Raw genomic sequence first — 25,390 nt, 5'->3', positions numbered from 1 at the left:
CTCCAGGTGGTCATCCGGCACCGGACTAGGATCGGTCGTCGGTGCCTGTGGGCAACGGTACGCGGACGTACCGTGCCCCAGCCGCAACGTGACACCGCACGACTTGCTTCCCGGAAGGGTCCCTGATTGTCCACGAACACCGCGCCAGCGCACCTCGTCGACCGTGACCCCCAGGTGACCCCGCAGCAGATGGCCGCGGCACTCGTGCCACCGCCCCAGTTCGCGGCCGCCTCGTTCGACTCGTACCGCCCGGACCCGGACTACGCCTCGCAGGCCGACGTGCGCGACGCCGTCGCCGCGTTCGTCGCGGCCGGTCCGACCGACGCGCCACGTCGCGGGCTGTTCGGCCGCCGCAAGCAGCCGGTCGAGCCCGCTGCGAAGTCGGGCGTCTACCTGGACGGCGGGTTCGGTGTCGGCAAGACCCACCTGCTCGCCGCGGCGTACCACGCGGCCTCCGGGCGGAAGACGTTCGGCACGTTCATCGAGTACACGGCCCTGGTCGGCGCGCTCGGGTTCCAGGGCACGGTGGACCTGCTGCGGGGGACCGCGCTGGTGTGCATCGACGAGTTCGAGCTCGACGACCCGGGCGACACCATGGTCATGACCCGCCTGATCAAGGAGCTGAGCGAGACCGGCACCCGGTTCGCCGCCACCTCGAACACGCCTCCGGGCGCGCTCGGCGAGGGCCGGTTCGCGGCCCAGGACTTCCTGCGGGAGATCCAGGCGATGTCCGACCGGTTCGACACCATGCGGATCGACGGGCTCGACTACCGCCGCCGCGCGGTCGACGAATCGGCCGGCGTGGTGTCCGACGTGGCCGCGGCGCTGCCGGCCGGCACCGTCACGCTCGACGACTTCTCGGCCGTGGTCGCGCACCTCGGCTCGGTGCACCCGTCGAAGTACGTCGCGCTCGTCGAGGACCTCGACGCCGTCGGGCTCACCGACGTCCGGGCCTTCACGGACCAGACCGACGCGCTCCGGTGGGTGGCGCTCGTCGACCGGCTGTACGACGCCCAGGTCCGGATCGTGGCCTCGGGCACGCCGCTCGACCAGGTGTACCCCGACGCCATGCTCGACGGCGGCTACCGCAAGAAGTACCTGCGCGCAGCGAGCCGTGTCGTGGCCCTGAGCCGCGCCCAGGACTGACCCGCACCGTCCGGGGCATCCGCTGACCGGTCGGTGCACCCCCTGTCCAGGGGGCATCGGGCCGTGCGAAACACGACGTTTACAAACCGCGCCGTCGCGTTACATCCGCGAAACACATCGTGCCCCCTCGTGAAACGTCACCTCGCCAGACTCGGTGTCACCCGAGGCGGTCCAAGAGCCGCTCGTGCAATCGAGAGGTGAACAGATGCTTGATCAGGGCAACACGACGTTCGTGTTGGTCATGGCGGCGCTGGTGTTGTTCATGACACCCGGCCTGGCCTTCTTCTACGGCGGTTTGGTGAAGGCCAAGTCCGTCATCAGCATGATGATGATGTCGTTCGGTGCGATCGCACTCGTGAGCGTCCTGTGGGTGCTCTACGGCTACGCGATCGCCTTCGCCAACCACGGTGACGGCACGGCGGTCTCCGGTGTCGTCGGGTTCTTCAGCATCGACTGGAACCAGATCGGCCTCGGCCAGGCCTTCGAGGAGGCGCAGTCCTCGAACATCCAGGCGGCGTACCCGTCGATGGCGTTCGTCGGCTTCCAGGCCACCTTCGCGATCATCACGGTCGCACTCATCTCCGGCGCCATCGCCGACCGCGCCAAGTTCGGCGCCTGGATGGTCTTCGCGGGCATCTGGGTCACGGTCGTCTACTTCCCGGTCGCCTCGTGGGTCTTCAACCTGACCTCGGGTTGGGCTGCCACGTGGGGGGTCATCGACTTCGCCGGTGGCACCGCGGTGCACATCAACGCCGGTGCAGCAGGCCTCGCCCTGGCGCTCGTCCTCGGCAAGCGCGTCGGCTTCGCCAAGGGTGCGCACAAGCCGCACAACCCGCCCTTCGTCCTGCTCGGCGCCGCCATCCTGTGGTTCGGCTGGTTCGGCTTCAACGCCGGCTCCGAGGGCGCCGCTGACGGCATCGCCGCGATCGCCTGGGTCAACACCCTCGCCGCACCGGCCGCCGCCATCCTCGGCTGGCTGCTCGTCGAGAAGCTCAAGGACGGCAAGGCCACGTCGGTCGGCGCCGCCTCGGGTGCCGTCACCGGTCTCGTCGCGATCACCCCGGCATGTGCCAACCTGACCCCGGGTTGGGGCATCCTGCTCGGCTTCGTCGCCGGCATCATCTGCTGCTTCGCCATCGACTGGAAGTACCGTCTCGGCTTCGATGACTCGCTCGACGTCGTCGGCGTCCACCTGGTCGGCGGCATCGTCGGCACGCTGTACCTCGGCTTCTTCGCCAACGACACCGGCCTGATCTACTCCGGCTCGTTCGAGCAGCTCGGCAAGCAGGCCACCGCGGCCCTGGCCGTCGGCATCTACTCCTTCGTCCTGGCGTTCGTCATCGGCTTCCTCATCGAGAAGACGATCGGCTTCCGCGTCAAGACCGAGGACGAGGTCGCCGGCATCGACACCGCGGTCCACGGCGAAGAGGGCTACGTCCTCTACGAGCAGACCGACGACTCGCCGGTCTCGGTCCGCTAGCCAGCAGACACCAGCTCCACCAGCACCACCCGCACGACGACGGGCCCCGCGCACACAGCAAGCGCGGGGCCCGTCGTCGTGCGGTCCGTCGTCTGGCAGGGTTGACGGCATGACGACGACGTCGACCCTCACCAACCTGCGCGAGGTCGGGGGACCGGGCCTGCAGGACGCCCGACCCCGCACCGTGTACCGCGCCAACACCGAACGCGTCGGTGCCGACGCCTACCCGCACGGACTCGCGGCCGTGGTCGACCTGCGCCGTGACGACGAGGTCGCCCGCGTCCCGCACCCGCTCGGCACCACCGACGGCTACCGGCTCGTCCCGCTGTTCGACCCGTCGACCGTCGAGTCCGGCGCCCAGGCCGTGCAGCTCGAGGAGCAGTACATCGACTGGCTCGAGCGCCACCGCACCGGGATCGCCGCCGCGTTCCGCGCGATCGCCCGGTCCGACGGCGACGTGCTCGTCTGCTGCTCCGCCGGCAAGGACCGCACCGGCGTCGTCAGCGGACTGCTCGCCCGGCTCTGGGGGCGTCGATCGAGGCCGTCGGCGACGACTACGCCGCCAGCGCTGTCGGGCTGGCCGATCGGTTCGCCGCAGAGCGTGCGGTCAGCACGGACCCCGAGGCGACCGCCGTCGCGCAACGGTGCGTGCCGGAGACCATGACCACGGTGATCCGGCACGTCGAGGCGCGGTGGGGCAGCGTCACCGCGTACCTGCGCTGGGCCGGGCTGACGGACGCGGAGAACGCAGCGCTCTGACGGGCGTGCGTTCTCCTGACGGCTCGCCACGTGCGGTGGTCGCAACGGCGGACGGGAGGCACGGTGCGCGTCCGACGCGCACCGTGCCTCCCGTCCGTGGCCCTGATCGCGGGCCGTGGTTCCGGCCCGTTCCGTCAGCTCACCAGGCGTAGTCCTCCGGTGAGGTCTTGTGCCCCGGGAAGATCTCGTCGAGCCGGTCCAGCGCACGCTGGTCGAGGCGGATGTCGACGGCGCGGACCGCGGACTCCCACTGCTCCATCGTGCGGGGGCCGGTGATCGGCGCGGTCACACCGGGCTGGTGGAGGAGCCACGCGAGGGCGAGCTCGCCGGGCGTGTGGCCGAGCTCCTTGGCGAACGACTCGTAGGCCGTGAGCTGGTCGCGGTGCCCCTCGACGTACTCCGCGCTCCGACCCGACAGACGGCGGGAGCCGTTCTCGGTCTTCTCGATGACACCACCGAGCAGACCGCCCTGCAGCGGCGACCACGGGATGACGCCGAGGCCGTACTCGCGGGCGGCGGGCAGGACCTCACGCTCGATGTCGCGCACCACGAGGTTGTAGATCGACTGCTCGCTCACCAGGCCGAAGGTGTGGCGGCGCTTCGCGGCCTCCTGCGCCTGGGCGATGTGCCAGCCGGCGAAGTTCGACGACCCCACGTACAGGACCTTGCCCTGCTGCACGGCGACGTCGATCGCCTGCCAGATCTCGTCCCACGGGGTCGCACGGTCGACGTGGTGGAACTGGTACAGGTCGATGTGGTCCGTCTGCAGGCGCTGCAGGCTGGCGTCGAGCGACTGGCGGATGTTGAAGGCGCTGAGCTTGCCGCCGTTCGGCCAGTCGATCATGTCGCCGTAGACCTTCGTCGCCAGGACCGTCTTCTCGCGACGGCCGCCGCCCTTCGCGAACCAGCGGCCGATGATCTCCTCGGTGGCGCCCTTGCCCACCGAGCCGCCGTAGCCGTTGGCGGTGTCGAAGAAGTTGACGCCGAGCTCGTGGGCCCGGTCCATGATGGCGTGCGAGTCGTCTTCAGTGGTCTCCGGGCCGAAGTTCATCGTGCCGAGCACTGCCCGTGAAACCGACAGCCCTGTCCGTCCGAGGTGTGTGTAGTCCATGGGTCCGGTCTACGCGCTCCGAGGGGCACCCTGCCAGGCCCTGGGAGTACCGGTTCTGCATGGTGGGTCGCTGTAGTGCTGGTCGCGGTGCTGCGTCCCTGCGTCGCTGCGCCGCCGCATGCCGTCGGGGGCATGTTCTGGTTCGGGGGAGGAGTACCGTGACGTCGGTGAACACCCCAGCACTCCGTGGCAGCCGGATCCTCGGGTTCGGTCACCACCAGCCCGAACGCATCCTGACCAACGACGAACTCTCGACGATGGTCGACACCAACGACGAGTGGATCCGCACCCGGACCGGGATCCAGACCCGCCACATCGCCGGGCCGGACGACACCGTCACGTCGATGGCGATCGAAGCGGGTCGCAACGCCCTCGCCGACGCCGGCGTCTCGCCCTCGGCCGTCGGACTCGTCATCGTCGCCTCCACCACGCACCAGGACCGCGCGCCGTACACCGCCGGTCGGGTCGCCGCCGCGCTCGGGATGACGAACGGTCCGGCGCCCATCGACATCAACACCGCGTGCAGTGGGTTCGAGTACGCGCTCGCCCTTGCCGACCAGTCGATCCGCGTCGGGTCCACCGACGTCGCGCTCGTCATCGGGTCCGAGACCCTCTCCGCCATCGCCGACTGGACCGATCGGTCGACGTGCGTGCTCGTCGGTGACGGGGCCGGGGCCGCCGTGCTCGGCGCCGCCGACACCCCCGAGATCGGCCCCGTCTCGTGGGGCAGCGTGCCGCACCTGCTCGACGCGGTGCGGGTCGAGGGGACGCCCGGCCGGTTCAACCAGGAGGGTCGCTCGATCTACCGCTGGGCCATCACCGAGGCCGAGGGGCACGCCCGCAAGGTCGTCGAGGCCGCCGGGCTCACCATGGACGACATCGAAGTGTTCGCGTTCCACCAGGCGAACCTGCGGATCATCGAGCCGCTCGTCAACGCACTCGGCGGGGAGTCGAAGTTCGTCATCCGCGACGTCGTCGAGTCCGGGAACACTTCGGCCGCCAGCGTGCCGCTCGGGTTGTCGAAGGCGTGGGCGCGTGGCGACCTGCCCGAGGGCGTCCCCGCGCTGCTGTTCGGCTTCGGCGGCGGGTTCGCGCACGCCGGACAGGTCGTCAGGACGCCGGTGCGGTCGTTCTGATCGGGCCTCGGTCGTTCTGATCGGGCCTGCCGCCCGGCTCAGCGCTCGGGCGTCTCCGACCAGAGGTCCTCGTCCTTCGCGGAGCCGCGGCGCCAGCCGAGTTGCTTCTGCTGCTTGGGCTCCTTCAGCTGCTTCTCCTTGGGCTGCTTGTCCTTCGGCTGCTTCTCGGGCTTCGCGGGCTTGGGCTCGAGGATGATCGGGAAGTGTGCCGACGGCGGCCCGAACCCGGTCCGCGAGGCCTGGATGACCTTCCGCCCGAGCGCGTGGTTGCCGAGCCCGCCGACGGCTGCGCCGATCCCGAACGGCAGTGCACGGCCGAGCACCGACGTCCCCTGACGCACTGCGAACCGCTTGATGAACTGGTCGCGGACCTGCCCGCCGAGGCCGTTGACGACCTGCTTCGGCAGGGAGGAGGTCACCATCTCGCCCCAGAACGCCGTGCGCGCCTGACCGCCGGCGATCTGCCCGCCGAGCTGCTTGATGAGCTGTGTGCCCGGAGCACCGAGGATCATCGCCATCACCAGGGTCCGTGCCCGTTCGGGGTCGTCCAGGGCGATGCCGTGCACCTCGGTCACCGACTGGGCGAACAGCGCGGTGGTCTCGAGGAACCCGACCGTCTCCGCGCCGCTCAGCCCGAGGGCGGCCACCATCCCGACGCCCGGGATGACCGCACTCGCACCGACCGCTGCGCCACCGGTGGTGACCGCGGTGAGGTACTGCCGCTCGAGGATCTGGATGACCTCGGCGGGGGTGGCGTCCGGCTTGCGTCGGCGGATCGCGTTGACGTGCGCCACGACCACCGGGCGCTGGACGCTGATGGCGCGGTCGAGCCACTTGACCCACCCGCCGGGTTGTTGCGGCTGCGGGGTCCGGGAGTCGTCGGGCATGGGGGAGACCTGGGCGTTCGGCAGCGGCACGATCGCCTGGTCCTTCGGGGAGCGGGCCATGCGCTCACCGTACGCCGGGCATGTGGGAGGCTCGCTGGATGGACATCGACGGCGCGCCCGGTCCGGCTGACGACGCTCGGCGGGCCTCCGGGTTCCTGACGGTCGCCGAGGTGCGCGGCTTGCTGCCCGAGGTCGTCGTGCTCGACCCCGGCTCCGTGCTCGTCGGCGCGGACGTCACCCTCGCAGCCGGGGTGGTGCTCTACCCCGGAGCCGTACTCGAGACGCGTGCCGGGGGCTCGATCACCGTCGCATCCGGCGCGCGGCTCGGTCCGGGCCCGGTCTCCGTCGTCGCCACCGCGGCCCGGGTGACCATCGGTTCCGGTGCCGAGCTGGGCCCGGGGTCCGTCACGATCACGGCGACCGGGGTGGACGTGCTCGTGGGGGACGGCACTCGGTTGTCGGGCGGCTGCCTCGTCGAGGGCCCCACCGAGCTCGGCGCCGGTGCCCAGGTGCTCGGGCCGGTCGCCGTCCGTGACGCCGAGCTCGCAGCCGGGGGCGACCACCGCGAGCCCGACCCCGATCGGCGTGCCGGTGTGGTGAAGGGTGTCGGGCGGGTCCACGGCGTGCGGGTCGGCACCGGCGAAGTGATCGTCGGCGGTGGCGTGCCGAGTGCACCGCTCGTGGTCGAACGGCAGCGTGCACACCACCGGGAGGCGCCGAGCCACTGACCCCGGCCGGGCCCTCGCAGCCGCTCGCCTGCGCGTCACCGGCACGGGACACCGCTCCGGCGGAGTGCTGCACGCACGCGGTCGGGCTGCATGAGGTCGGCCCACGACAACCGGATGACGAACCGGACCTCCGGGAACGACCGGACGAAGTCCTCGCGACGCTTCTCCTGCCAGTGCGCCTCGGCGGTGCTCCGCCCCTCGAGCATCGTCGGGTCCTCGTACTTCGCGCGGCCGTCGACCTCGACCACGACGCCCTGATCCGGGAACCAGAAGTCCACGACGGCCGTCCCACCTCCGGTCCGCCGGAACTCGTACTGCTGCACCGGCTCCGGTGCCCCGATCTGCCGGAAGCGTACCCGGCACACCGACTCCGCCGGCGACCCCGACAGCGCCGACCCCATCTCGATCGCCACCCCCGCCTTCTCGGACCCCTTGCGCTCGTGGGACGAGAGTTCGTCGCGGAGCATCTCCGGCAGGACCCGTCGCTCGCGCAGCGCCTGATCGATCATCGGAACGGCCTGGTCCAACGGTGCGGTGGTTGAGAGATCGACGAGCGTCCGGACCAACGACGTCACCGGTGCCCCGTCGATCTCGATCGGCACGGTCGGCGGCGTCCCTGCCCATCGTCCGCCGGAGTCGTCGATCGCATGCCCCGGTCTGACCCGGGCAAGCGCCGTGGTGTCCGGCCTGGTCAACCGAGGGTCGACGACCTCGACTCGGTCGGGAGCCGCTGCGGTGAAGGGCAGCCGGTGCACGGTTGCCGCGGAGGAGTGCGAGAACGCCCGGGGCAGTCCGACCGACGGGACCGTCGCCCGGACGAGCAGGAGCAGACGGTCTTCGCTCCGCAGCCCCTGTACGAGCGACGGATCGACCAGCACGCCGGGCCGGATCGAGGCAAGCGAGCCGCGATGCACGCGACGCTGGAGCGCACGCCGTTCAGCGCTCGGATGGTCGCCGGTGCGGATGAGGGGGATGGCCAGGACTCGGTCGTTCATGTCTCAACGATCGGCGGTGCGAGCCGACCATGTCGGTACGGAGCGACGATCTGTGGGAAACGAGCCGGGCCTCCAGTCTGTGGAGGGATGAGGCGGACGCACGGCGCGACAACATCGATGGCGCACGACGTCGATGTTGTCGTCGGGCGGGGCGTGCAACTGTTGCACCCGCGCGGGTGCGACGAACTCGATGTCGTACGACATCGAGGACGTCGTTCGGGGTCGCGGGTGACAGGGTCCTGCGGGGATCGGTGCCCCGGGCCGGGGGCATACGGGTGTTCGATGCCGGACCGACGCCCGTGCAAGGTGCGACAACATCGATGTCGCACGACGTCGATGTTGTCGTCGGGCGGCGCGTGCAACTGTTGCGCACGCGCCGGTGCGACGAACTCGATGTCGTACGACATCGAGGACGTCGTTCCGAGTCGACCAGCCAGCTCGTGCAGCCGCCAGCCCCCGCAGCACCTACGCCCGCGCGAGCTCCGCCCGCAGCGGCAGGTCCTGGTCCTCCAGGATGAGCTGCGCGCCCACGGCGGTCCGGGCGTTCACGACGATCGGGGCGAGCAGGTTGACGGTCGTGCCGGACGCGCCGGGGTTCGCCACCACGAGCAGCATCGCGTCGGCAGGGTCGGTCAGCTCGAGCCCTGCGGCCTGCTCGTCGGTGAGCTCGGGCGAGTACGACGGCAAGTGCACCGCGGCGTCGAGCACGAACAAGCGCGAGGAGCCCCCGACGAGGGTGAACAGGCCCTCGGCGCCGTCCACCGGGGTCAGCGTGAAGACCGGTGCGGGGGACAGGCCGAACGGCGGGACGGCGAAGGTCAGCGAGATGCTCATCGGAGGTAGTCCATCAGGGTCGGCTGCAGGACCTTCGCGGTGACGGCGAGGGCTGCCTGGTAGTTGGTCTGCTGCACCTGCAGGTCGAGGACGGCCTTGGCGAGGTCGACGTCTTCGATGCCGGCGCGGCGGTTCTCGAGCGAGACGGCTGCCGTCTTCAGCGAGTCCTGGGCGGCGAGGGCGGTCGCGTGCCGGACACCGGCGTCGGCCTGGGCGCCGCGGACGGCACCGAGCGCGCCGTCGACGTCGTTGATCCGCGCGTTCACGTTCACTCCGTTCTGCAGGTCGCTGACGATGGAGTCGAGCACGCCGAACACGGACGACGCGCCGGTGCCGAAGACGTCGGCCCCGGCGGTGTCGACGCGCACGGTGGTGCCGTCGCCGATCCGGCGGGAGACGTCCGTGCCGGAGGCCGCCCACCCGGTCGCCGGGTCGTACGCGGCGGCGGCGGTCGAGGCGCCGGCGAAGACCGAGCGGGTGCCGTAGGTCGTGTTGGCCCGTGCCTCGAGGTCGGACTTCAGCGACTGGAACTGCGTGATGAAGGCGTCGCGGTCGGTGTCGCTCATGGTGCCGGAGTTCGCCGCTTGCACGGTCAGGTCCCGCACGCTGTTCAGCACCGAGTAGACGCTGGACAGGGCGCTGTCGGTGGTCGCGAGCCAGGCCACGGCGTCGTTCGCGTTGCGCGTGTACTGCGCGGCCGCGGCCTGTTCCTTGCGGACCTGCATCGACGACGCGGTGCCGACGGGGTCGTCGGACGGCTTCTGGATCGCCTGCAGCGTGGTGGCCTGCTCGGTCAGCTGCGCCACGCGCGCCGCACCGGTCTGCAGCCGTGCCGAGGCCGCGGCCATCGACATCTGGGTGGTCACCCGGGTGATCACGATCAGCCCCTCCCGACGAGTCCGACGCGGTTGATGATGGTGTCGAGCATCTCGTCGACGGCGGTCAGGACGCGTGCCGCGCCCTGGTACGCGTGCTGGTAGCTCAGCAGGTTCACGTTCTCCTCGTCGAGGTCGACGCCGGCGCTCGACTGCTGCTGGGTGCGCGCGTTGGTCAGGGCGAGTCCGGTGAGCGTCGACTCCGTCGCGGCCGACCGGGAGGCGGTGCCCACCCCCGCCACGAACGTCGCCCAGGTCGTGTCGGCGGCTCCAGGGCCCGTGCCGAGTCGTGAGAGCGCGTCGGCGAACGAGTCGTCGAGCTGCCCCGCCGCGTTCCGCGTCGCCAGGCCGGTGCCGTCCGTCGGGACGACCGACAGGCCCTGCGCGGCAGGGACGCCCGTCGCGAGGGCGAAGAACGCGGTGCCGGTGGTGCCGGCCGGGGTCGTGCCGGTGGCGTGCACGGCGTTGACGGTCGCCGCGAGCTGGGTCGCGACGGCGTCGTAGGACGCGGTGGCCTGGGCGAGTGCGCCGCCCGTGCCGTTCCCGTTCGCCGGGGCGAGGACGGCGAGTGCACCACCGATCGACCCGCCGCTCAGGGACACCGCGCCGGCGCTGCCGGAGGTCCAGGTCAGGGTGACCGCGGCGCCGTCGGCGAGGCGTTCGGCACCGCCGAGGGCGACGGCGCGGGCGTCGGTGCCCTGCACGAGCGGGTTGCCGCCGAGCAGCACGTCGACCGTGCCGTCCGCGTTGGTGCGGGTCGTCCCGCCGGCGAGCGTCGCGATCTGCTCGGTGAGCTGGTCGCGCTGGTCGAGGAGTTCGTTCGCGGTGCCGCCGGAGGCCAGCGCGGTGCGGATCCGCCCGTTCAGGTCGGCCACCTGCTTCGCGGCGTCGTTCAGCTGCGTCACCTGGCCGGCCGCGGTGCCCCGGACCGAGGACCACTGCGCGTCGACGGCCTTCGACCCGGCGGCCAGTGCTGAGGCGACGGTGCCCGCTGCGCCGAGGACGGCGCTGGCGGCACCCGGGTCGTCGGGGTGGCTGGCGAGTTCGCTCCACGACGACCAGAACGCGTCGAGCTTGGCGCTCAGGCCGTCCTTGCCGGGCTCGTGCAGGCCGGTCTCCAGGGCGGACAGCGCCGTCGCACGGGCGTCGGCGTAGGCGGAGGACCCCGCGGCGACCCGGACGCCGACGTCGAGCGTCAGCGATGCCAAGCGGGCGATGCCGTCGACGGAGACGCCCTGACCGGCGAGGGCGGCGGTGCCGCGCATGAACCCGGTCTGCGTCGCCGGGATCGAGTTCTGCGTGACGCGCTGCCGCGTGTACCCGGCGGTGCCGGCGTTCGCGATGTTCTGGCCGGTGACGTCGATGCCGGCGCGGGCCGCGGCGAGGCCGGAGTACGCGGTGGCGAGGGAGCCGAAGGTGCTGACCACGGGGTTACAGGGTCCCCTCGAACAGGCGGGCGCCGTCGGAGCCGGGACCGGAGGTGCCCGAGGCGTCGTACGTCGCTGCGGTCGTCACGGTGCCGGCGAGGGTCTCCTCGGTGGCCTGGGCGGCGGTGCGCAGGAAGCGGTCGTTCTCGTCGCGCAGGGCGCCGATCTGGGTGGTGAGCTCGACCATCGCGGTCAGGTGCGCGGCGAGGATCTCACCCCACGGGCCGTTCGGCGCTGCGGCGACGACGTCGCGCAGGGGTGCGTCGGCGGGGACGCCCCACTCCTCGGCGACCTCGGCACTCGACGCGGCGCGCTCGAGTCCGGTGCTGCGGAGTCGTTCGAGGACCTGCTCGACCTCGCGGCTGGCGTGCGACACCCAACGGGAACGGCCCGCGGTGAGCAGGAGCTGCTCCTCCTCGAGCTTGAAGGTGAGCAGCTCGAGCAGTTCGCGTTCGCGCCAGAGCACGGCGGACAGGTCGTTCACGCTCATCAGCTCCTCCCGTGTGGGTCGTCGTCGGGTGTTCGGGTCTTCGGGTCCACCATCCGGCGGACACCGAGACCTATCGACCCGACGGCGGTGGTCGTAAGCGGCGGGGGACGTGACCTGCGAGGCGGACGTCCCCCGGGCCTCCCGTATCCACCCCGTCCGGGGGACGGGAACGGGCGTTCTACCGGGTGGGTCCCCCCAAATGCGGACCGGGAAACACCGCGAATGCCCCCGCACTGGGGACGGATGAACCCCTGTTCAGGACATTGCCAGCCGATACATTCAGAACGCACCACGAGGGCGACCTCGAACCGCGTCACAGGGGCGCGGGGTGCACCGCTCGGAGGGAACCGGGCGGGTCTTCGGCGTACGCACCGGCCATCCGAGGCCGGCGTCCGTCGTGCCCAGGGACGGGTGAGTCGAGACAGTCACGTCAGGTCGATCAGGGGATCAGCATGGACCGCACCGCACGCAACGCGATGATCGTGGAGCACCTCCCGCTCGTGGGCTACATCGTCGCCGACGTCCGCTCCCGCGCCACGCACCTGGACCGCGACGACCTCGCCGCCGTCGGCTCCCTCGCCCTCGTCGCCGCTGCCGACGCGTTCGACCCCACCCTCGGCGTCCCCTTCGGCGCCTACGCCCGGACCCGGATCGCCGGAGCCCTCGCCGACGACATGCGCTCGGCCGACTGGGCGTCCCGCGGCACCCGGAAGCGGATCCGCGAGACCCTCGCCACGCAGGAGGCCCTGTCCGCCCGACTCGGCCGGAGCGTCGGCGTGCAGGAGATCGCGGACGCGATGGGTGTCGACCGGCAGACCGCCTCGGACGCCATGAGCGACGCGGCCCGCATCGTCGCGCCGCTCGACGAGACCGTGCACGACCTCGTCGCCGCCGACCTGCCGTTGCCCGGCGACGACCTGCTCGAGACCGAGAAGCGCCGCTACCTGCGCGCAGCCGTCGAGGCACTGCCCGAGCGGATGCGCTTCGTCGTCGAGGCCGTCTACTTCGGGGACCGCTCGGTGACCGACGTCGCCGCGGAACTCGGCATCACGCACTCCGCCGTCTCGCAGCAGCGCTCCGAGGCGATGCGCCTGCTCCGCGACGGATTGGCCGCCCACTACGGGGACGGCGGTGCCGCCGCCGAACCCGCCTCGCGCACCACCGCGGCCCGCCGGAGCGCCTACCTCGCACGCGTCGCGTCGAACGCCGCCGCCGGCGTCGCACGTGCCGTCCACGACGCGACCGCGCCTGTCGCCGTGGCGGCGAGCTGAACCGTCGACGGGTATTTCCGTCGATTCCCTAACGACTCCCGGCACCCGGTCGAGAGTCATCCACGTCAGCCCACGGACGGGCTGTAGTACGACCCAGCATTCACGGAGGAAACCACCATGGGTATGTCCATCAACACCAACCTCTCGGCACTCAACACGTACCGGAACCTCAACTCGACGCAGAACGACCTGTCGAAGTCCCTCGAGAAGCTCTCGTCGGGTCTCCGCATCAACCGCGCTGCCGACGACGCGGCCGGTCTGTCGATCTCCGAGGGGCTGAAGTCCCAGGTCGGTGGCCTCACGGTCGCCGCCCGCAACGCGCAGGACGGCATCTCCGTCGTGCAGACCGCTGAAGGTGGCCTCACCGAGACCCACTCGATCCTCCAGCGCATGCGCGACCTGGCCGTCCAGGCCGGTAACGACTCGAACAACGAGGACTCGCGCACGGCGATCACCACCGAGGTCGGCGAGCTCACCAAGGAGCTCACCCGCATCTCGCAGTCGACCAACTTCAACGGCATCAACCTGCTCGACGGCTCCGCCGGCGCAGCGGGCGTCCTGAAGTTCCAGGTCGGCGCCAACGGCGACGCGGCGAGCCAGATCGACGTCGACCTGTCGAAGTCCAACGTGGAGTCCGTGTCGACCGCTGTCGGCGCCCTCACCTTCGACAGCGCGACGAACGCTCAGGCCGCCATCACCGCGATCGACGAGCAGATCAAGTACGTGTCCGCGGCACGTTCGAGCATCGGTGCTGTCCAGAACCGCTTCGACCACGCCATCAACGTGACGAACGTGGCCAAGGAGAACCTCACCGCTGCCGGTTCGCGCATCACCGACGTCGACATGGCCGAGGAGATGGTCAAGTACACGCGCGACAACATCCTCAGCCAGGCCGGCACGTCGATGCTCGCGCAGGCGAACCAGAGCACGCAGGGCGTGCTCTCGCTCCTGCGCTAGCACCCACGACGCCGCCTTCCGGGATCGTTCAGGCTTCCCGGGAGGCGGCGTCGCCCTCCTGACCATCCCCACGACGCCAGGGAGTGTCGACGATGTCATCGTCCGTGTCCTCGAGCACCAGCCTCGCGATCGACGGGCTCGTCAGCGGGCTCAAGACGACCGACCTCATCAACTCGTTGATGAGCGTCGAGGGCGTGCCGCAGACCCTGCTCAAGAACAAGCTCACGAGCACCAACTCGTTCATCTCGTCACTGCAGACGATCAACGGGTTGGTGCAGGCCCTCGCGACCAAGGCGAAGGACGCCGCCAAGGCGACCTCGCTCGACCTGTTCACGGCCACGAGCTCGTCGTCGGGCGTCACCGCCGTCACCGGCACGAACGCGAGCGCCGGGTCGCTGACGTTCAGCGTCGGCTCGACCGCGTCCGCCCAGGTCGGGGTCACCGCCGCGATGTCCACGTGGTCGGCCGCTGCCGAACCGATCACCCTGGTGGGTGCCGACGGCACGAAGACCACCGTCACGCCGTCATCGGGCTCCCTCGACGACACGGTGTCGGCTATCAACAAGTCCGGGGCCGGCGTCACCGCCACGAAGGTCGCCGCGGGTGCGGCCGCCGACGGCACCAAGCTCTACCGGCTGCAGCTCACGTCCGCCAAGACCGGGGCCGCGGGTGGTTTCGAGGTGTACCGGGGGACCGCCGACGAGGTGACCGCGGGCGCCGCGACGAACGTGCTGACCGAGGTCGGCGCCGCGGTCGTCGCCCAGGCGAAGGACGCCAGCGTCACACTGTGGGCCGGCACCGCCGCCGAACAGACGATCACGAGCGCGACGAACACGTTCACCGACCTGGTCCCCGGGCTCAGCGTCACCGTGTCGAGGGCCTCGACGGACCCGGTCACGGTCGGCGTCGCGCAGGACACCACGAAGGCCCAGTCCGTGGCGTCCGGACTCGTCGACGCGATCAACGCGGTCTCGGCTTACTACAAGACGAACACCGCGGTGACGAGCAGCACGAGTGCCACCAGCGGGTCGACGACCACGACCGCCGGGGTCCTGATGGGCGACGGCACCACGCGCGACGCCGTGCAGCGCCTGGGCAGCACCATGTCGGCGCCCGTCGGCGGGAAGTCGCCGTCGTCGATCGGCATCTCGATCACCAAGGACGGCAGCTTCACCTTCGACGCCGAGGTCTTCCAGAAGGCCCTCGCCACCGACCCCGAGGGCACGCAGGCGATGCTGTCCGGCGTCGCCGCGAACGTGGGTGCCGCCGCCACCGCCGCGTCCGACAAGTACGACGGGTCCATCACCACGACGATCACCGGCCAGCAGGCGGTCGCCAAGGACCTCAACACCCAGATCGACAGCTGGACCGACCGACTCACGATGCGCCGCGCATCGCTCCAGACGCTGTACTCGTCGCTCGAGACCAGCCTCAGCAAGCTCCAGTCCCAGTCCAGCTGGCTCGCCAGCCAGCTCGCGGCGACCACGAGCTGACGGGATCACCATGACCTTCGACTTCCAGGCCGCCGCCTTCCGCCAGGCCGCGCAGCCCCGCACCGTGACCGACCAGCGTCGCGCCCAGTACACGAACGAGGCCGTCCTGTCGGCCACCCCGGCGCAGCTCGTCACGATGCTCTACGACCGGCTGCTGCTCGACCTGCACCGCGCCGAGGCCGCACAGACCAGCGCCGACTGGGACGCCGCCCGCGAACAGCTGCTGCACGCGCAGGCGATCGTCGGAGAACTCTCGTCCACGCTGCGGATCGACGTCTGGGACGGGGGCGAGGGCCTGCTCGCCGTCTACAACTACGCGTCGACGTCCCTCATCACCGCGAACGTGCACCGTGATGTCCAAGCGACGCGCGACTGCATCCGGATCCTCGAACCCCTGCGGCAGTCGTGGCACGACGCTGCCGCGTCGCTGCCGGCGACGCCGGCCCGCCAGCAGGCGACGGGCGGAGCCCTCGGTGTCGCGTGAACCGGCACCGTCGCGTGAACCGGCACCGTCGCGTGAACCGGCACCGTCGCCTGAGCAGGTCGACCACCGCCTCGCCTGGGAGGCCCTGCTCGACTCCCTGGAGCACGACGCCGCCCGACAGGCGGCCGACCCCACGGCCGTGGTGGGGTGGTCGGAGCCGGCCGGGCTGGGTCCGGTGCCGCGCGAGTTGGTGGGGCGTGCCTCCCGGCTGCTCGCTGCGCAGCGCGACCGCATCGCGGAACTGGAGTCGGACCGACGGGCGACGCTCGAGCACCTCGGTGCGCTGCGCGCCGTCGACGCGACCCGCGAGCCCCGTGGCGCGGTCTACCTCGACGCGTCCGCCTGACCCGTCGCGCGCTCGACCCGGAACGACATGCTCGACGTCGTCCGACATCGATGGTGTCGCTTGCCCGCGCGTGCAACACCGGGCGGGCGCAAGGTGCGACGGGGTGGTCGTCGTACGACATCGATGCTGTCGTTGCCCAGCGAGCGCAACCGTTCCCAGCGTGAACGGACGGCGCTGGCACCGTGCGACGAGGTGGTCTTCGTACGACATCGAGGAAGTCGTCCGACCCCGGACGCAACTGTCTGCGCGTGCAAGGTGCGTCATCGTCGACGTCGTACGACGACGAGAGCGTCGTCGACCCGCGTGCGCAACTCGACGCGTGCGCAAGGTGCGACGCGCTCGATGTCGTACGACAACGGGGATGTCGTTCCACATCGGACGCCGTGGTGCCACCCCCGTTCGGGGCGAGGGCTAACGCGGCCGGGGACGGGCACCGATAGCGCCACACGAGCACGGATCGCTCACCAGTTCGGCCACGGATCGGCCACCACCGCACGGCGACGTCCCACGGGCGACGCCTGACGAGGGGACCACCGTGTTCGATTCCGTGACGAGCGTCGCGCTGCAGAGCGCACTCGACGGCCTGTCGATGCGCCAGAAGGTGATCGCGAACAACATCGCGAACATCAACACGCCCGGCTACCACGCCGAGAAGGTCCAGTTCGAGGACGCTCTGGCGAAGTCGATCACCGACGGCAGCGGGGACACCGCGCCGACGGTCGCTCGCAGCCTCGAGCCGACGAACACGAACGGCAACAACGTCAATCTCGACGAGGAGACGCTCTCCAACGTCGACACCGTGCTCCGCTACCAGTTCGCCACGCAGGCGATGAACTCCGAGCTCACGAGCGTCCGTGCGGCGATGCGGACGAACTCGTGACGACCTTCGACGCGATCGGCATCGCGAGCACCGGCATGACCGTGCACCGGAAGTGGCTCGACGCCGTCGCCGACAACATGGCGAACGCGAACACCGTGAAGTCGATGGACGACACCGCCTTCCAGGCCCGCTACGTCGAGGTGCAGGAGGGCAACGGCGTGTCCGGCGCCTACGTCAAGGGTGCCGCGTTCGGCAGCGCCGCCGGCCGCGTGACCTACGACCCGGACAACCCGCTCGCGAACGACGAGGGCTACGTCCGCATGCCGGACATCGACCTCGGCACGCAGATGGCGGACCTCATCATGGCCCAGCGCGGCTACCAGGCGAACGCCGCCGTGGTCGACCGTGCCAAGACCGCCTACGAGGCGGCACTGCAGATCGGGAAGAACTGATGCCCATCGACGCCGTCAACGGTGTGACCACCAACGCGATGACGAACGCACTGACCAGTGTGTCCGGCACCTCCAGCGACGTCGCCGGCACCGCCGGCGCGACCAGCACCGACGGCAGCGGGTTCGCCGCCAGCCTCGGGAACGCCGTCGACGGCCTGCAGGCGCTGCAGAGCGACTCGAAGACCCTCGCGCTGAAGGCCGTCACCGGCAACCTCGACGACATCCACGACGCGACCATCGCCGCCACCCGCGCGCAGGTCACGCTCGAGCTCGTCTCCGCCGTCCGCAACAAGGGCGTCGACGCGTTCAACGAGATCATGAGGATGCAGGCCTGATGCCCGTCGCCGTCAAGAACGTCTTTGCGCGCCTGTCCGCGTACGTGAAGGGCTTCTCCGCCGCCCAGCGCACCATCGCGATCCTGGTGATCGCCGCGCTCGTGCTCGGTGGGATCGCCCTGGCGTCGTGGCTCGGCAAGGCGTCCTACGCGCCGCTCTTCACCGGGCTGGCCGCCGCCGACGCGAGCTCCATCACCGACCAGCTGCAGACCGACGGTGTGCCGTACCAGCTCACCGACGGCGGCGCGACGATCCTGGTGCCGCAGGCGCAGGTGTACTCGGAGCGTCTCAAGGCCGCGTCGAACGGGCTGCCGTCGTCGAACGAGGGCGGCTACTCGTTGCTCGACCAGATGGGCGTGACCAGCTCGGAGTTCCAGCAGGACGTCACCTACAAGCGGGCGATGGAGGGCGAGCTCGCCAAGACCATCGGCGCGATGGACGGCGTGCAGACCGCGACCGTGCAGCTCGCGATCCCGGAGAAGTCCGTGTTCGTGTCCGAGGAGAAGGACCCGACGGCGTCGGTGTTCATCGCCACCGACAACGGCACGCAGCTGAGCACCGACCAGGTGCAGGCGATCGTGCACCTGACCAGCGCCTCGGTCGAGGGCATGCAGACCACCGACGTCTCGGTCGTCGACGCCAAGGGGCAGACCCTGTCCGCCGTCGGCACCGGTGCGACCGGCAGCGGCGCGGACCAGGCCGCCGACTACGACGCCGCGACGAGCAAGAAGATCCAGGACCTGCTCGACACCACCCTCGGCGCCGGCAACGCGACCGTCGTGGTCTCCGGCACGATGAACCAGGAGTCCGGCACCCGCACGTCGGAGAGCTACACGTCACCGACCTCCGGTCCGGTCGCGCTCAACGAGTCGACCACCACCGAGCAGTACGGCTCGGGTGCCGCGGGGGCGTCGAGCGGTGCGACCGGGGTCCTCGGCCCGGACAACATCGCGGTGCCGAACGGCACCGCCACGAGCGGCACCGGCGACGACGGCTACACCAACGAGTCGGCGACCAAGAACAACGCCGTCGACCACACCACCGAGACCACGCAGATCCCCTCGGGGTCCCTCGACCGGCAGACCATCTCGGTCGCGCTGAACTCGAAGGCCGACGCCGTGCAGAACGCGAACCTGCAGAGCATCAACGACCTGGTGTCGGCCGCCGCCGGTGTCGACCAGAACCGCGGCGACCAGGTGAAGGTCGCGATGATGGACTTCGACACCAGCGGAGCCGACCAGGCCGCGAAGGCCCTCGAGGCGCAGCAGAAGGCCGACCAGCAGGAAGCCCTGTGGTCGTCGATCCGCACCGCCGGCATCGTCATCGGCATCCTGCTCGCGCTCATCGCCGTCATGTTCGTCATCGCCCGTCGCAGCCGGAAGCAGGAACGCGAGGCCGTCGACCTCGGCGAACTCGACGCCTTCGCCGGCGAGACCTTCCAGCTGCCCCTCGCGATGGACGGCGCCGCCGACCGCGCGACCCTCGGTGCCGGTGACGCCCCCACCGCCGTGCTCTCGACGATGCCCGCCGGTGACCCGCCGACCGAGGTGCTGACGACCGACGAGATCACGGCCGAGCGCCGCCGTCAGGACATCTCCGCGCTGGCCGAACGCGACCCGAAGCGCACTGCCGAGCTCCTGCGCGGGCTCCTCGACGACCGGGCACCGGTGTGAGCGCCCTGATGCCGAGCGGCAGCAACGGCAACGGCCCGGGCACCGGCAAGGGTTCGAGCGACCGTGCGCTGACCGGCGCCCAGAAGGTCGCGCTCATCCTCATGCAGATGGACACCGACCGCGCGGCCGAGGTGATGAAGCAGTTCACCGAGATGGAGGCCGAGGAGATCTCGGCCGAGATCGTCCGGATGCGCCGCGTCGAGGACACCGTCGTCGACCAGACCATGTCGGAGTTCCACCGGATCACGATGAGCGGCCGACTGCAGAAGCGCGGCGGCAAGGAGACCGCGCTCGGGCTGCTCGAGGCGTCCTTCGGCGCCGAGCGCGCCGCTGGCGTCATGGACCGACTCGCCTCGAACCTGGCCGGCCAGTCCTTCGACTTCCTCGACGACGCCGAGCCCGGGCAGGTCATCACCCTGCTCGAGGGCGAGCTGCCGCAGACCATCGCCCTCGTCCTGGCACACCTCAAGCCCGGGCAGGCGAGCGCCGTCCTGGCGGGTGTCGACGAGCGCGTCCGCACCGACGTCGCGCAGGCGTTCGCCACGATGGGCAGCGCGACCCCGGAGGCCGTCGGGATCGTCGCCGGTGTCCTGCGGCAGCGCGCCGGCGCCGTCGTGTCGCCGCGCGAGAGCGTCGAGGTCGTCGGCGGCATCGCACCGCTGGTCGACATCATCAACCGCTCCGACGTCGCCACCGAGAAGGCCGTGCTCGACGGGCTCGAGGCCCGCGACCCGGAACTCGCCGAGGACATCCGCTCGCGCATGCTCACCTTCGAGGACATCGTCAAGCTCGAGTCCCGCGACATCCAGCAGGTGCTGCGCGGCATCGACTCGAAGCTCCTCGCGACCGCCATGAAGGGTGCCGCCGGACCCGTCGTCGAGACGATCCGCGCCAACGTGTCCGAGCGCAACCGCTCGCTGCTCGACGACGAACTGCAGGCCATGGGCCCGGTCCGCGTCTCGCAGGTCGAGGAAGCACGCGCCGAGGTCGTCCGCTCCGTGCGCGAGCTCGAGGCGCAGGGCGTCATCACCGTGCACCGTGCCGAGGAGGACGAGCTCGTTGACTGACACCACGACCGCCGGCACCGTGCAGCGCATCGCCTTCCCCGCGATCGGCACCGCCGCCGCGACCGACCGCGCGTCCGGCGCCGACGTCCGCGGCCACGCCGCCGGATACACCGCGGGACTCCGCGCCGCACAGGCCGAGACGGACGCCCTGCGCGCCCGCCTGCAGGCCGAGCACGCCGCGCTGACCGCGTCCCTGCGCGCGGACACCGTCCGCCGCATCGCCGTCCTCGACGCCGCGACGAACGCGATGCTGTCCACGGTCGCGCCCGTCCTCAGCGACGCCGAGTCGTCCGTCGCCAGCGCGGCCACGGACCTGGCCGAGGCGATCGTCGGGTACGAGATCCGTGCCTCCCGTCCGTCGGTCGGTACCGATGACGACCGGGAGGCCCGGATCACGTCCGGCGCCGAGACCACCGTCCGGCGGGCACTCGCGTCCATCGACCGCAGCGTGCCGGTGGCCGTCCGGCTCAGCCCGGCGGACGCCGCCCGCGTCGCCGACGTCGACCTGCCGGTGCCCGTGGTCGCGGACCCCGCGCTGCGCGACGGCGACGCCGTCGTCGACCTGCCGGACGGCATCCTCGACGCCCGGATCGCCACCGCACTCGACCGCGCCCGCACTGCACTGGGTGTCGAGCTGCAGGGGGTGTCCGCGTGACCGCCACGCTGCTCCGGCCCCGCGGGCTCGACGACGCCCTGCGGCAGGCCGCACCCCAGCGGGTCGGCGTCGTCACGAGCGCCGTCGGCCTCGGGCTGACCATCGCCGGGCTCGACGCCCACGTCGGCGAGGTCGTCACGGTCGGACCGGAGGACGGCGTCCAGACCGCCGTCGAGGTCGTCGCGACCGACGCCACCGGCGTGCGCTGCATGCCCCTCGGACGCCTCACCGGTGTGACCGCCGGCACCCCCGCACGCCCCACCGGCCGGCCGGTGCTCGTGCCGACGGGTGCCGGGCTGTTCGGCCGTGTGCTCGACGGGCTCGGCCGACCGATCGACGACCGCGGACCGATCGTCGGTACCGGTGGCGAGCCCGTCGACTGGGTGCCGCTCGACCACGCGACCCCGAACGCGATGGCACGCACCCGCATCGACACCCCGATGCAGCTCGGTGTGCGGGTGCTCGACACCCTCACCACCGTCGGCCGCGGCCAGCGCATGGGGCTCTTCGCGGGCTCCGGTGTCGGCAAGTCGTCGCTGCTGTCGATGATCGCGCGGGGGAGCGACGCCGCGGTCAACGTGATCGCACTCGTGGGGGAGCGTGGCCGCGAGGTGCGCGAGTTCCTCGAGGACGACCTGGGCGCCGAGGGGCTCGCCCGCTCGATCGTCGTCGTGTCGACCTCGGACGAGCCCGCCCTCATGCGTCTGCGCGCCGCGTTCGTGGCCACCCGCATCGCCGAGTCGTTCCGCGACGCCGGCCAGGACGTCGTGGTCATGATGGACTCGCTCACCCGCGTCGCGATGGCGCAGCGTGAGATCGGGCTCTCGGTGGGGGAGCCGCCGGCCACCCGGGGCTACCCGCCGTCGACGTTCTCGGTGCTCGCCGGGCTGCTCGAGCGTGCCGGGACGGACCGCGTCGGCAGCATCACCGGCATGTACACCGTGCTGGTCGACGGCGACGACCACAACGAGCCGATCGCCGACGCCGCCCGCAGCATCCTGGACGGCCACGTCGTGCTCGACCGGAAGCTCGCGATCACCGGGCACTTCCCATCCGTGGACGCCCTCGGCTCGGTGTCCCGTGTGGCCTCGAAGGTGACGGAGCCCGCGCAGCGCGGTGCCGCGACGACCCTCCGCAAGGTGATGGCAGCGCGTGCCGCCGCCCAGGACCTGCTCGACGTCGGCGCGTACCAGCGCGGCTCGAACCCGCTCGTCGACGCCGCCGTCGACCACCAGGGCTCGATCGACGCGTTCCTGCGCCAGGGGATGGACGAGCGGGCGACCGCCGACGCGTCCTGGCAGCGACTCGGTGGCCTCGTGCAGCAGCTGGGGGTGTCGTGATGGCCCGCCGGTTCCCGCTCGCGGGGCTCCTGCGCCTGCGGCACACCGAACAGGACCGCGCCGCTGCCTCGCTCGCCACCGCGAACGAGCGCGTGCGCGACGCCGCCGACGCCCGGATCGCCGCGCGCCGCAGCCTCGCCGACGCCGAGGGCGCGCAGCCGATCGAGGACGCCGCGACCCTGAGCGCCGTCGCCGCTGCGCGTGCCGCGACCCGCGGGATGCTCGAGGAGCTCGACGCCGTGGTCCGGACCCGCCGTGCGGACGCCGACCGGGCACAGGACGAGTACACCGCCGCACGCCGTGCCGCGGTCGGCCTGGAGAAGCTCGAGGGCAAGCACGCCGCCGAGCAGGCCGCCGAGGAACTCCGCACCGAACAGAACGCCCTCGACGAGATCGCGGCACGACGCCGCACGGAAGGTGGTGCCCGATGAGCGTCGAAGCGGTGCTCTCCCGGATCTCCGAGATCCGCTCCCAGATCGACACCCTGCGCGGTGGCTCGGCCGCGGCGACGAGTTCGTCGTCGTCCGCCGGGTCGACCAGCGCGTCGTCGAGCGCCTTCGCCGACGCCCTGGCCACGGCGACCGGGACCACCGGCACCGGGACCGCGACCGCTGCTACCGCCGCTGCGGCGGCCACCAGCAGCGCGCCCGCCACGTCCGTCGACGCCGGCGCGGGCACCCTCGCGACGGGCAGCGGCGCCACCGGCTCCGACGTCGTCGCGGACGCGAAGAAGTACCTCGGCGTGCCCTACGTGTTCGGCGGCACCACGACCGCCGGCATGGACTGCTCGGGCCTGGTGCAGACGGTGTTCAAGGACCTCGGCGTGACCATGCCGCGGGTCGTGCCGGACCAGGCGAAGATGGGCGTCGAGGTCGGCTCCCTGAAGGACGCACAGCCCGGCGACCTGATCATCCCGAAGGGCGAGGGCCACGTCGTCATCTACGTCGGCGACGGCAAGGTGCTGCACGCGCCGCGCCCGGGCAAGGACGTCCGCATCGTCGACAACTGGTACTCGGACGCCGACATCGCCACCATCCGCCGCATCGTGCCGGCCCAGGCGTCCGCCACCCCGGCGACGACCGCGACCACGGCCGCGAGCAGTGCCACCGACCTGCAGACCGCCGCGCTGCTGTCCATGATGCAGACCGGGAGCGCCGCATGAGCCTGACCATCGCCACCCAGCCCGCGCCCGCTCCGGCGAGCAGCGCTGCGCCCGCCCGTGCCACGTCCGACCCCGGCGGTGCCGGTTCGTTCGACGCCGCCCTGTCCGCGGCCGCCGCGACCGATCGTCGTGCCGGTGAGCGTGCACCGGCGCGCCGGGACGACTCCCGCGCAGCCGACGACACCGGTTCGACCACGTCGCCGAACGCTGCCACGACCGCCACCGGGACGGACGTGGCGGCTGCCGCTGACGGCGCGGCCGCTGCTGCCGGGGAGGGGCAGGCGTCCACGCCCACGCTCCCACTCGCCGGGACGGTGCCCGCCGCGGTCCCTCCGATCGTGGTGACGACCCCTGCCGAGACGGTCACACCGGCGACGTCGACCGCGCCCGAGCCGACGGCGCAGGTCGTCACCGCGACGACGGCGGCCCCGACGCCCGCCCCGGAGACGACCACGCCGACGACGACTGCTGCCGTCTCCGCCGCCGCCACTGGGTCTTCCGCTGCCACGGGGGCCGCGGTCCCGCTGCCCGCCACCACGGCGACGTCGGCCAGCACCACGGCGTCCGTCGCATCCGCCACTGCACAGGCACCGGGTACGACCGCCGCAGTCCCCGCGGACGGCCCCGCACCGTCACCGGCGTCCGCCCCGAGGCCAGGCACCCCGTCCGGTGGGACGACCGGCACCGGCACCGGCACCGTCGGAGTCACGAGCACGAGCACGAGCAGCGCGCCCACTGCCACTGCCGCTGCAGCCGGAGCAGCAGCGACGCTCCAGCCGACCGGCCCGACCGCCCAGCCCACCGACGGCTCCGCGACCGCGACTCCGGCCGTCGTCACGGTGGCCGCGGCGACCGCCGCGCGGGGTGGGCAGACCGGCCACGGGACGGACCAGCAGGGATCGCCGGCGGGTGATCCGGGCCTCCCGGCGGTCACCACCACGCGCGGCGGCGAGACGCCCTTCGTCCTGCCCACCACGCCGACAGCCGCGCCCGCCCCCGTCGCCGCCGCCGCGCCGGTCACGTCCCAGATGGCCACGCCCGCGCCCCTCGGTCAGCAGCTCGCGCGCCCGGTGTTCTCGCTCGCGCAGGCCGGCCCCGGGGAACACGTCGTCACGGTGCAGGTCGTGCCGGACAGCCTCGGACCGGTCACGGTCCGCGCACACGTCACCGCGCACGGCATGCACGTCGAGCTGTTCGCGGCGTCCGAAGCGGGCCGCGACGCGGTCCGCCAGGTGCTGCCCGACCTGCGGCGCGACGCCGCCGGCACCGGGCTGAGCACGACGCTCGACCTGTCGTCGCAGAACCACCCGGGCACGTCGGCGGGTCGCGACCAGCGACCGGCCGACGGCCGCCTGCGTGCCGACGCCGGCCTGGAGGCACGGCGCACCTCCGCCGCGCAGCCAGCCTCAGCCGCCGCCACGTCCACCTCCACCATCCGCACCGCGGGACTCGACGTCCTCGCCTGAC

26 protein-coding genes and 1 pseudogene are annotated in these 25,390 nt (G+C 71.7%); 20 read left to right on the top strand and 7 right to left on the bottom strand.

Features of this window, described 5'->3' with window-relative positions; all coding sequences use genetic code 11:
• Nucleotides 1-126 precede the first annotated feature (126 nt).
• The 3 genes and pseudogenes from zapE (at nucleotide 127) to M4960_RS02595 (ending at nucleotide 3,385) form a co-directional block, all read left to right on the top strand.
• Nucleotides 127-1,146, top strand: a complete 1,020-nt coding sequence (gene zapE, locus M4960_RS02605) for a cell division protein ZapE (protein ID WP_216833905.1) — start codon at nucleotides 127-129, stop codon at nucleotides 1,144-1,146.
• A gap of 205 nt (nucleotides 1,147-1,351) precedes the next feature.
• Nucleotides 1,352-2,626 (top strand): ammonium transporter, encoded by a 1,275-nt coding sequence (locus M4960_RS02600; protein ID WP_111086361.1) that lies wholly within the window; start codon nucleotides 1,352-1,354, stop codon nucleotides 2,624-2,626.
• 109 nt (nucleotides 2,627-2,735) lie between these two features.
• Nucleotides 2,736-3,385: pseudogene (locus M4960_RS02595) on the top strand (tyrosine-protein phosphatase).
• Nucleotides 3,386-3,524: 139 nt separating this feature from the next.
• Here M4960_RS02595 and M4960_RS02585 read toward each other — a convergent pair.
• On the bottom strand, nucleotides 3,525-4,496 hold the full coding sequence (locus M4960_RS02585) for an aldo/keto reductase (protein WP_123292709.1): 972 nt from the start codon (nucleotides 4,494-4,496) through the stop codon (nucleotides 3,525-3,527).
• A 167-nt stretch (nucleotides 4,497-4,663) separates the two neighbouring features.
• Between M4960_RS02585 and M4960_RS02580 the strand changes: the two genes are divergently transcribed.
• A complete protein-coding gene (locus M4960_RS02580) occupies nucleotides 4,664-5,632 on the top strand; it encodes a beta-ketoacyl-ACP synthase 3 (RefSeq protein ID WP_248703366.1) in 969 nt (322 codons plus the stop codon).
• A gap of 38 nt (nucleotides 5,633-5,670) precedes the next feature.
• On the opposite strand, the gene M4960_RS02575 is transcribed toward M4960_RS02580, so the two are convergent.
• Nucleotides 5,671-6,579 (bottom strand): hypothetical protein, encoded by a 909-nt coding sequence (locus M4960_RS02575; RefSeq protein ID WP_208321810.1) that lies wholly within the window; start codon nucleotides 6,577-6,579, stop codon nucleotides 5,671-5,673.
• 38 nt (nucleotides 6,580-6,617) lie between these two features.
• Here M4960_RS02575 and M4960_RS02570 point away from each other — a divergent pair, with 38 nt between their 5' ends.
• On the top strand, nucleotides 6,618-7,247 hold the full coding sequence (locus tag M4960_RS02570; protein WP_248703365.1) for a hypothetical protein: 630 nt from the start codon (nucleotides 6,618-6,620) through the stop codon (nucleotides 7,245-7,247).
• A gap of 35 nt (nucleotides 7,248-7,282) precedes the next feature.
• On the opposite strand, the gene M4960_RS02565 is transcribed toward M4960_RS02570, so the two are convergent.
• From M4960_RS02565 to M4960_RS02545, 5 genes are all read right to left on the bottom strand, one after another.
• A complete protein-coding gene (locus M4960_RS02565; RefSeq protein ID WP_248703364.1) occupies nucleotides 7,283-8,242 on the bottom strand; it encodes a hypothetical protein in 960 nt (319 codons plus the stop codon).
• A 465-nt stretch (nucleotides 8,243-8,707) separates the two neighbouring features.
• Entirely contained in the window at nucleotides 8,708-9,076 is a 369-nt protein-coding gene (gene fliW / locus M4960_RS02560; RefSeq protein WP_111086356.1) for a flagellar assembly protein FliW, read from the bottom strand.
• A complete protein-coding gene (gene flgL / locus M4960_RS02555) occupies nucleotides 9,073-9,954 on the bottom strand; it encodes a flagellar hook-associated protein FlgL (protein ID WP_248703363.1) in 882 nt (293 codons plus the stop codon). The genes fliW and flgL overlap by 4 nt, the downstream gene beginning before the upstream one ends.
• Before the next feature lie 2 nt (nucleotides 9,955-9,956).
• Nucleotides 9,957-11,378, bottom strand: coding sequence for a flagellar hook-associated protein FlgK (flgK, locus tag M4960_RS02550; RefSeq protein ID WP_248703362.1), 1,422 nt, complete (start codon nucleotides 11,376-11,378; stop codon nucleotides 9,957-9,959).
• 4 nt (nucleotides 11,379-11,382) lie between these two features.
• Nucleotides 11,383-11,868, bottom strand: coding sequence for a flagellar protein FlgN (locus tag M4960_RS02545; RefSeq protein WP_123292716.1), 486 nt, complete (start codon nucleotides 11,866-11,868; stop codon nucleotides 11,383-11,385).
• Nucleotides 11,869-12,320: 452 nt separating this feature from the next.
• On the opposite strand from M4960_RS02545, the gene M4960_RS02540 reads away from it, so the two are divergent.
• From M4960_RS02540 to M4960_RS02470, 15 genes are all read left to right on the top strand, one after another.
• Entirely contained in the window at nucleotides 12,321-13,139 is an 819-nt protein-coding gene (locus tag M4960_RS02540) for a sigma-70 family RNA polymerase sigma factor (RefSeq protein ID WP_123938152.1), read from the top strand.
• 117 nt (nucleotides 13,140-13,256) lie between these two features.
• Complete coding sequence (locus M4960_RS02535; RefSeq protein WP_207896253.1) at nucleotides 13,257-14,096, top strand: flagellin; 840 nt, start codon at nucleotides 13,257-13,259, stop codon at nucleotides 14,094-14,096.
• Nucleotides 14,097-14,200: 104 nt separating this feature from the next.
• The gene (gene fliD, locus M4960_RS02530; RefSeq protein ID WP_248703361.1) at nucleotides 14,201-15,589 is read left to right on the top strand and encodes a flagellar filament capping protein FliD; all 1,389 of its coding nucleotides are present in this window, start codon (nucleotides 14,201-14,203) and stop codon (nucleotides 15,587-15,589) included.
• A 10-nt stretch (nucleotides 15,590-15,599) separates the two neighbouring features.
• The gene (gene fliS / locus M4960_RS02525; RefSeq protein WP_248703360.1) at nucleotides 15,600-16,073 is read left to right on the top strand and encodes a flagellar export chaperone FliS; all 474 of its coding nucleotides are present in this window, start codon (nucleotides 15,600-15,602) and stop codon (nucleotides 16,071-16,073) included.
• Nucleotides 16,063-16,419, top strand: coding sequence for a hypothetical protein (locus M4960_RS02520; protein ID WP_248703359.1), 357 nt, complete (start codon nucleotides 16,063-16,065; stop codon nucleotides 16,417-16,419). Before fliS ends, M4960_RS02520 begins: the two co-directional genes overlap by 11 nt.
• A 535-nt stretch (nucleotides 16,420-16,954) precedes the next feature.
• The gene (locus M4960_RS02515) at nucleotides 16,955-17,299 is read left to right on the top strand and encodes a flagellar basal body rod protein FlgB (protein ID WP_194647664.1); all 345 of its coding nucleotides are present in this window, start codon (nucleotides 16,955-16,957) and stop codon (nucleotides 17,297-17,299) included.
• Nucleotides 17,296-17,691, top strand: a complete 396-nt coding sequence (locus M4960_RS02510) for a flagellar basal body rod protein FlgC (RefSeq protein WP_235035933.1) — start codon at nucleotides 17,296-17,298, stop codon at nucleotides 17,689-17,691. The genes M4960_RS02515 and M4960_RS02510 overlap by 4 nt, the downstream gene beginning before the upstream one ends.
• Nucleotides 17,691-18,026, top strand: coding sequence for a flagellar hook-basal body complex protein FliE (gene fliE / locus M4960_RS02505; protein ID WP_123312739.1), 336 nt, complete (start codon nucleotides 17,691-17,693; stop codon nucleotides 18,024-18,026). Before M4960_RS02510 ends, fliE begins: the two co-directional genes overlap by 1 nt.
• Nucleotides 18,026-19,699, top strand: coding sequence for a flagellar basal-body MS-ring/collar protein FliF (gene fliF, locus M4960_RS02500; RefSeq protein ID WP_248703358.1), 1,674 nt, complete (start codon nucleotides 18,026-18,028; stop codon nucleotides 19,697-19,699). The genes fliE and fliF overlap by 1 nt, the downstream gene beginning before the upstream one ends.
• An 8-nt stretch (nucleotides 19,700-19,707) precedes the next feature.
• Nucleotides 19,708-20,766 (top strand): flagellar motor switch protein FliG, encoded by a 1,059-nt coding sequence (gene fliG, locus M4960_RS02495; RefSeq protein ID WP_131920276.1) that lies wholly within the window; start codon nucleotides 19,708-19,710, stop codon nucleotides 20,764-20,766.
• Nucleotides 20,759-21,421: a hypothetical protein gene (locus M4960_RS02490; RefSeq protein ID WP_248703357.1), complete on the top strand. Its 663-nt coding sequence runs from the start codon at nucleotides 20,759-20,761 to the stop codon at nucleotides 21,419-21,421. The genes fliG and M4960_RS02490 overlap by 8 nt, the downstream gene beginning before the upstream one ends.
• On the top strand, nucleotides 21,418-22,761 hold the full coding sequence (locus tag M4960_RS02485; RefSeq protein WP_248703356.1) for a FliI/YscN family ATPase: 1,344 nt from the start codon (nucleotides 21,418-21,420) through the stop codon (nucleotides 22,759-22,761). The genes M4960_RS02490 and M4960_RS02485 overlap by 4 nt, the downstream gene beginning before the upstream one ends.
• Complete coding sequence (locus M4960_RS02480) at nucleotides 22,761-23,192, top strand: flagellar FliJ family protein (protein ID WP_111086344.1); 432 nt, start codon at nucleotides 22,761-22,763, stop codon at nucleotides 23,190-23,192. The genes M4960_RS02485 and M4960_RS02480 overlap by 1 nt, the downstream gene beginning before the upstream one ends.
• Nucleotides 23,189-23,923: a C40 family peptidase gene (locus M4960_RS02475; RefSeq protein WP_248703355.1), complete on the top strand. Its 735-nt coding sequence runs from the start codon at nucleotides 23,189-23,191 to the stop codon at nucleotides 23,921-23,923. Before M4960_RS02480 ends, M4960_RS02475 begins: the two co-directional genes overlap by 4 nt.
• The gene (locus M4960_RS02470) at nucleotides 23,920-25,389 is read left to right on the top strand and encodes a flagellar hook-length control protein FliK (protein ID WP_248703354.1); all 1,470 of its coding nucleotides are present in this window, start codon (nucleotides 23,920-23,922) and stop codon (nucleotides 25,387-25,389) included. The genes M4960_RS02475 and M4960_RS02470 overlap by 4 nt, the downstream gene beginning before the upstream one ends.
• Nucleotide 25,390 lies beyond the last annotated feature (1 nt).

The organism is Curtobacterium sp. MWU13-2055 (assembly GCF_023242305.1).
Classification (GTDB): Bacteria; Actinomycetota; Actinomycetes; order Actinomycetales; family Microbacteriaceae; genus Curtobacterium.
Note: the sequence above shows the minus strand (reverse complement) of the source record. Positions and strands in the feature narration are given on the sequence as shown.

Excerpts from the sequence above, each read along its gene's own strand:
- M4960_RS02600 (WP_111086361.1), top strand. The coding sequence starts at position 1,352 with ATGCTTGATCAGGGCAACACGACGTTCGTGTTGGTCATGGCGGCGCTG.
- M4960_RS02585 (WP_123292709.1), bottom strand. The coding sequence starts at position 4,496 with ATGGACTACACACACCTCGGACGGACAGGGCTGTCGGTTTCACGGGCA.
- M4960_RS02575 (WP_208321810.1), bottom strand. The coding sequence starts at position 6,579 with ATGGCCCGCTCCCCGAAGGACCAGGCGATCGTGCCGCTGCCGAACGCC.
- M4960_RS02570 (WP_248703365.1), top strand. The coding sequence starts at position 6,618 with ATGGACATCGACGGCGCGCCCGGTCCGGCTGACGACGCTCGGCGGGCC.
- M4960_RS02565 (WP_248703364.1), bottom strand. The coding sequence starts at position 8,242 with ATGAACGACCGAGTCCTGGCCATCCCCCTCATCCGCACCGGCGACCAT.
- fliW (WP_111086356.1), bottom strand. The coding sequence starts at position 9,076 with ATGAGCATCTCGCTGACCTTCGCCGTCCCGCCGTTCGGCCTGTCCCCC.
- M4960_RS02545 (WP_123292716.1), bottom strand. The coding sequence starts at position 11,868 with ATGAGCGTGAACGACCTGTCCGCCGTGCTCTGGCGCGAACGCGAACTG.
- M4960_RS02540 (WP_123938152.1), top strand. The coding sequence starts at position 12,321 with ATGGACCGCACCGCACGCAACGCGATGATCGTGGAGCACCTCCCGCTC.
- M4960_RS02535 (WP_207896253.1), top strand. The coding sequence starts at position 13,257 with ATGGGTATGTCCATCAACACCAACCTCTCGGCACTCAACACGTACCGG.
- fliS (WP_248703360.1), top strand. The coding sequence starts at position 15,600 with ATGACCTTCGACTTCCAGGCCGCCGCCTTCCGCCAGGCCGCGCAGCCC.
- fliE (WP_123312739.1), top strand. The coding sequence starts at position 17,691 with ATGCCCATCGACGCCGTCAACGGTGTGACCACCAACGCGATGACGAAC.
- fliF (WP_248703358.1), top strand. The coding sequence starts at position 18,026 with ATGCCCGTCGCCGTCAAGAACGTCTTTGCGCGCCTGTCCGCGTACGTG.
- fliG (WP_131920276.1), top strand. The coding sequence starts at position 19,708 with ATGCCGAGCGGCAGCAACGGCAACGGCCCGGGCACCGGCAAGGGTTCG.
- M4960_RS02480 (WP_111086344.1), top strand. The coding sequence starts at position 22,761 with ATGGCCCGCCGGTTCCCGCTCGCGGGGCTCCTGCGCCTGCGGCACACC.
- M4960_RS02475 (WP_248703355.1), top strand. The coding sequence starts at position 23,189 with ATGAGCGTCGAAGCGGTGCTCTCCCGGATCTCCGAGATCCGCTCCCAG.
- M4960_RS02470 (WP_248703354.1), top strand. The coding sequence starts at position 23,920 with ATGAGCCTGACCATCGCCACCCAGCCCGCGCCCGCTCCGGCGAGCAGC.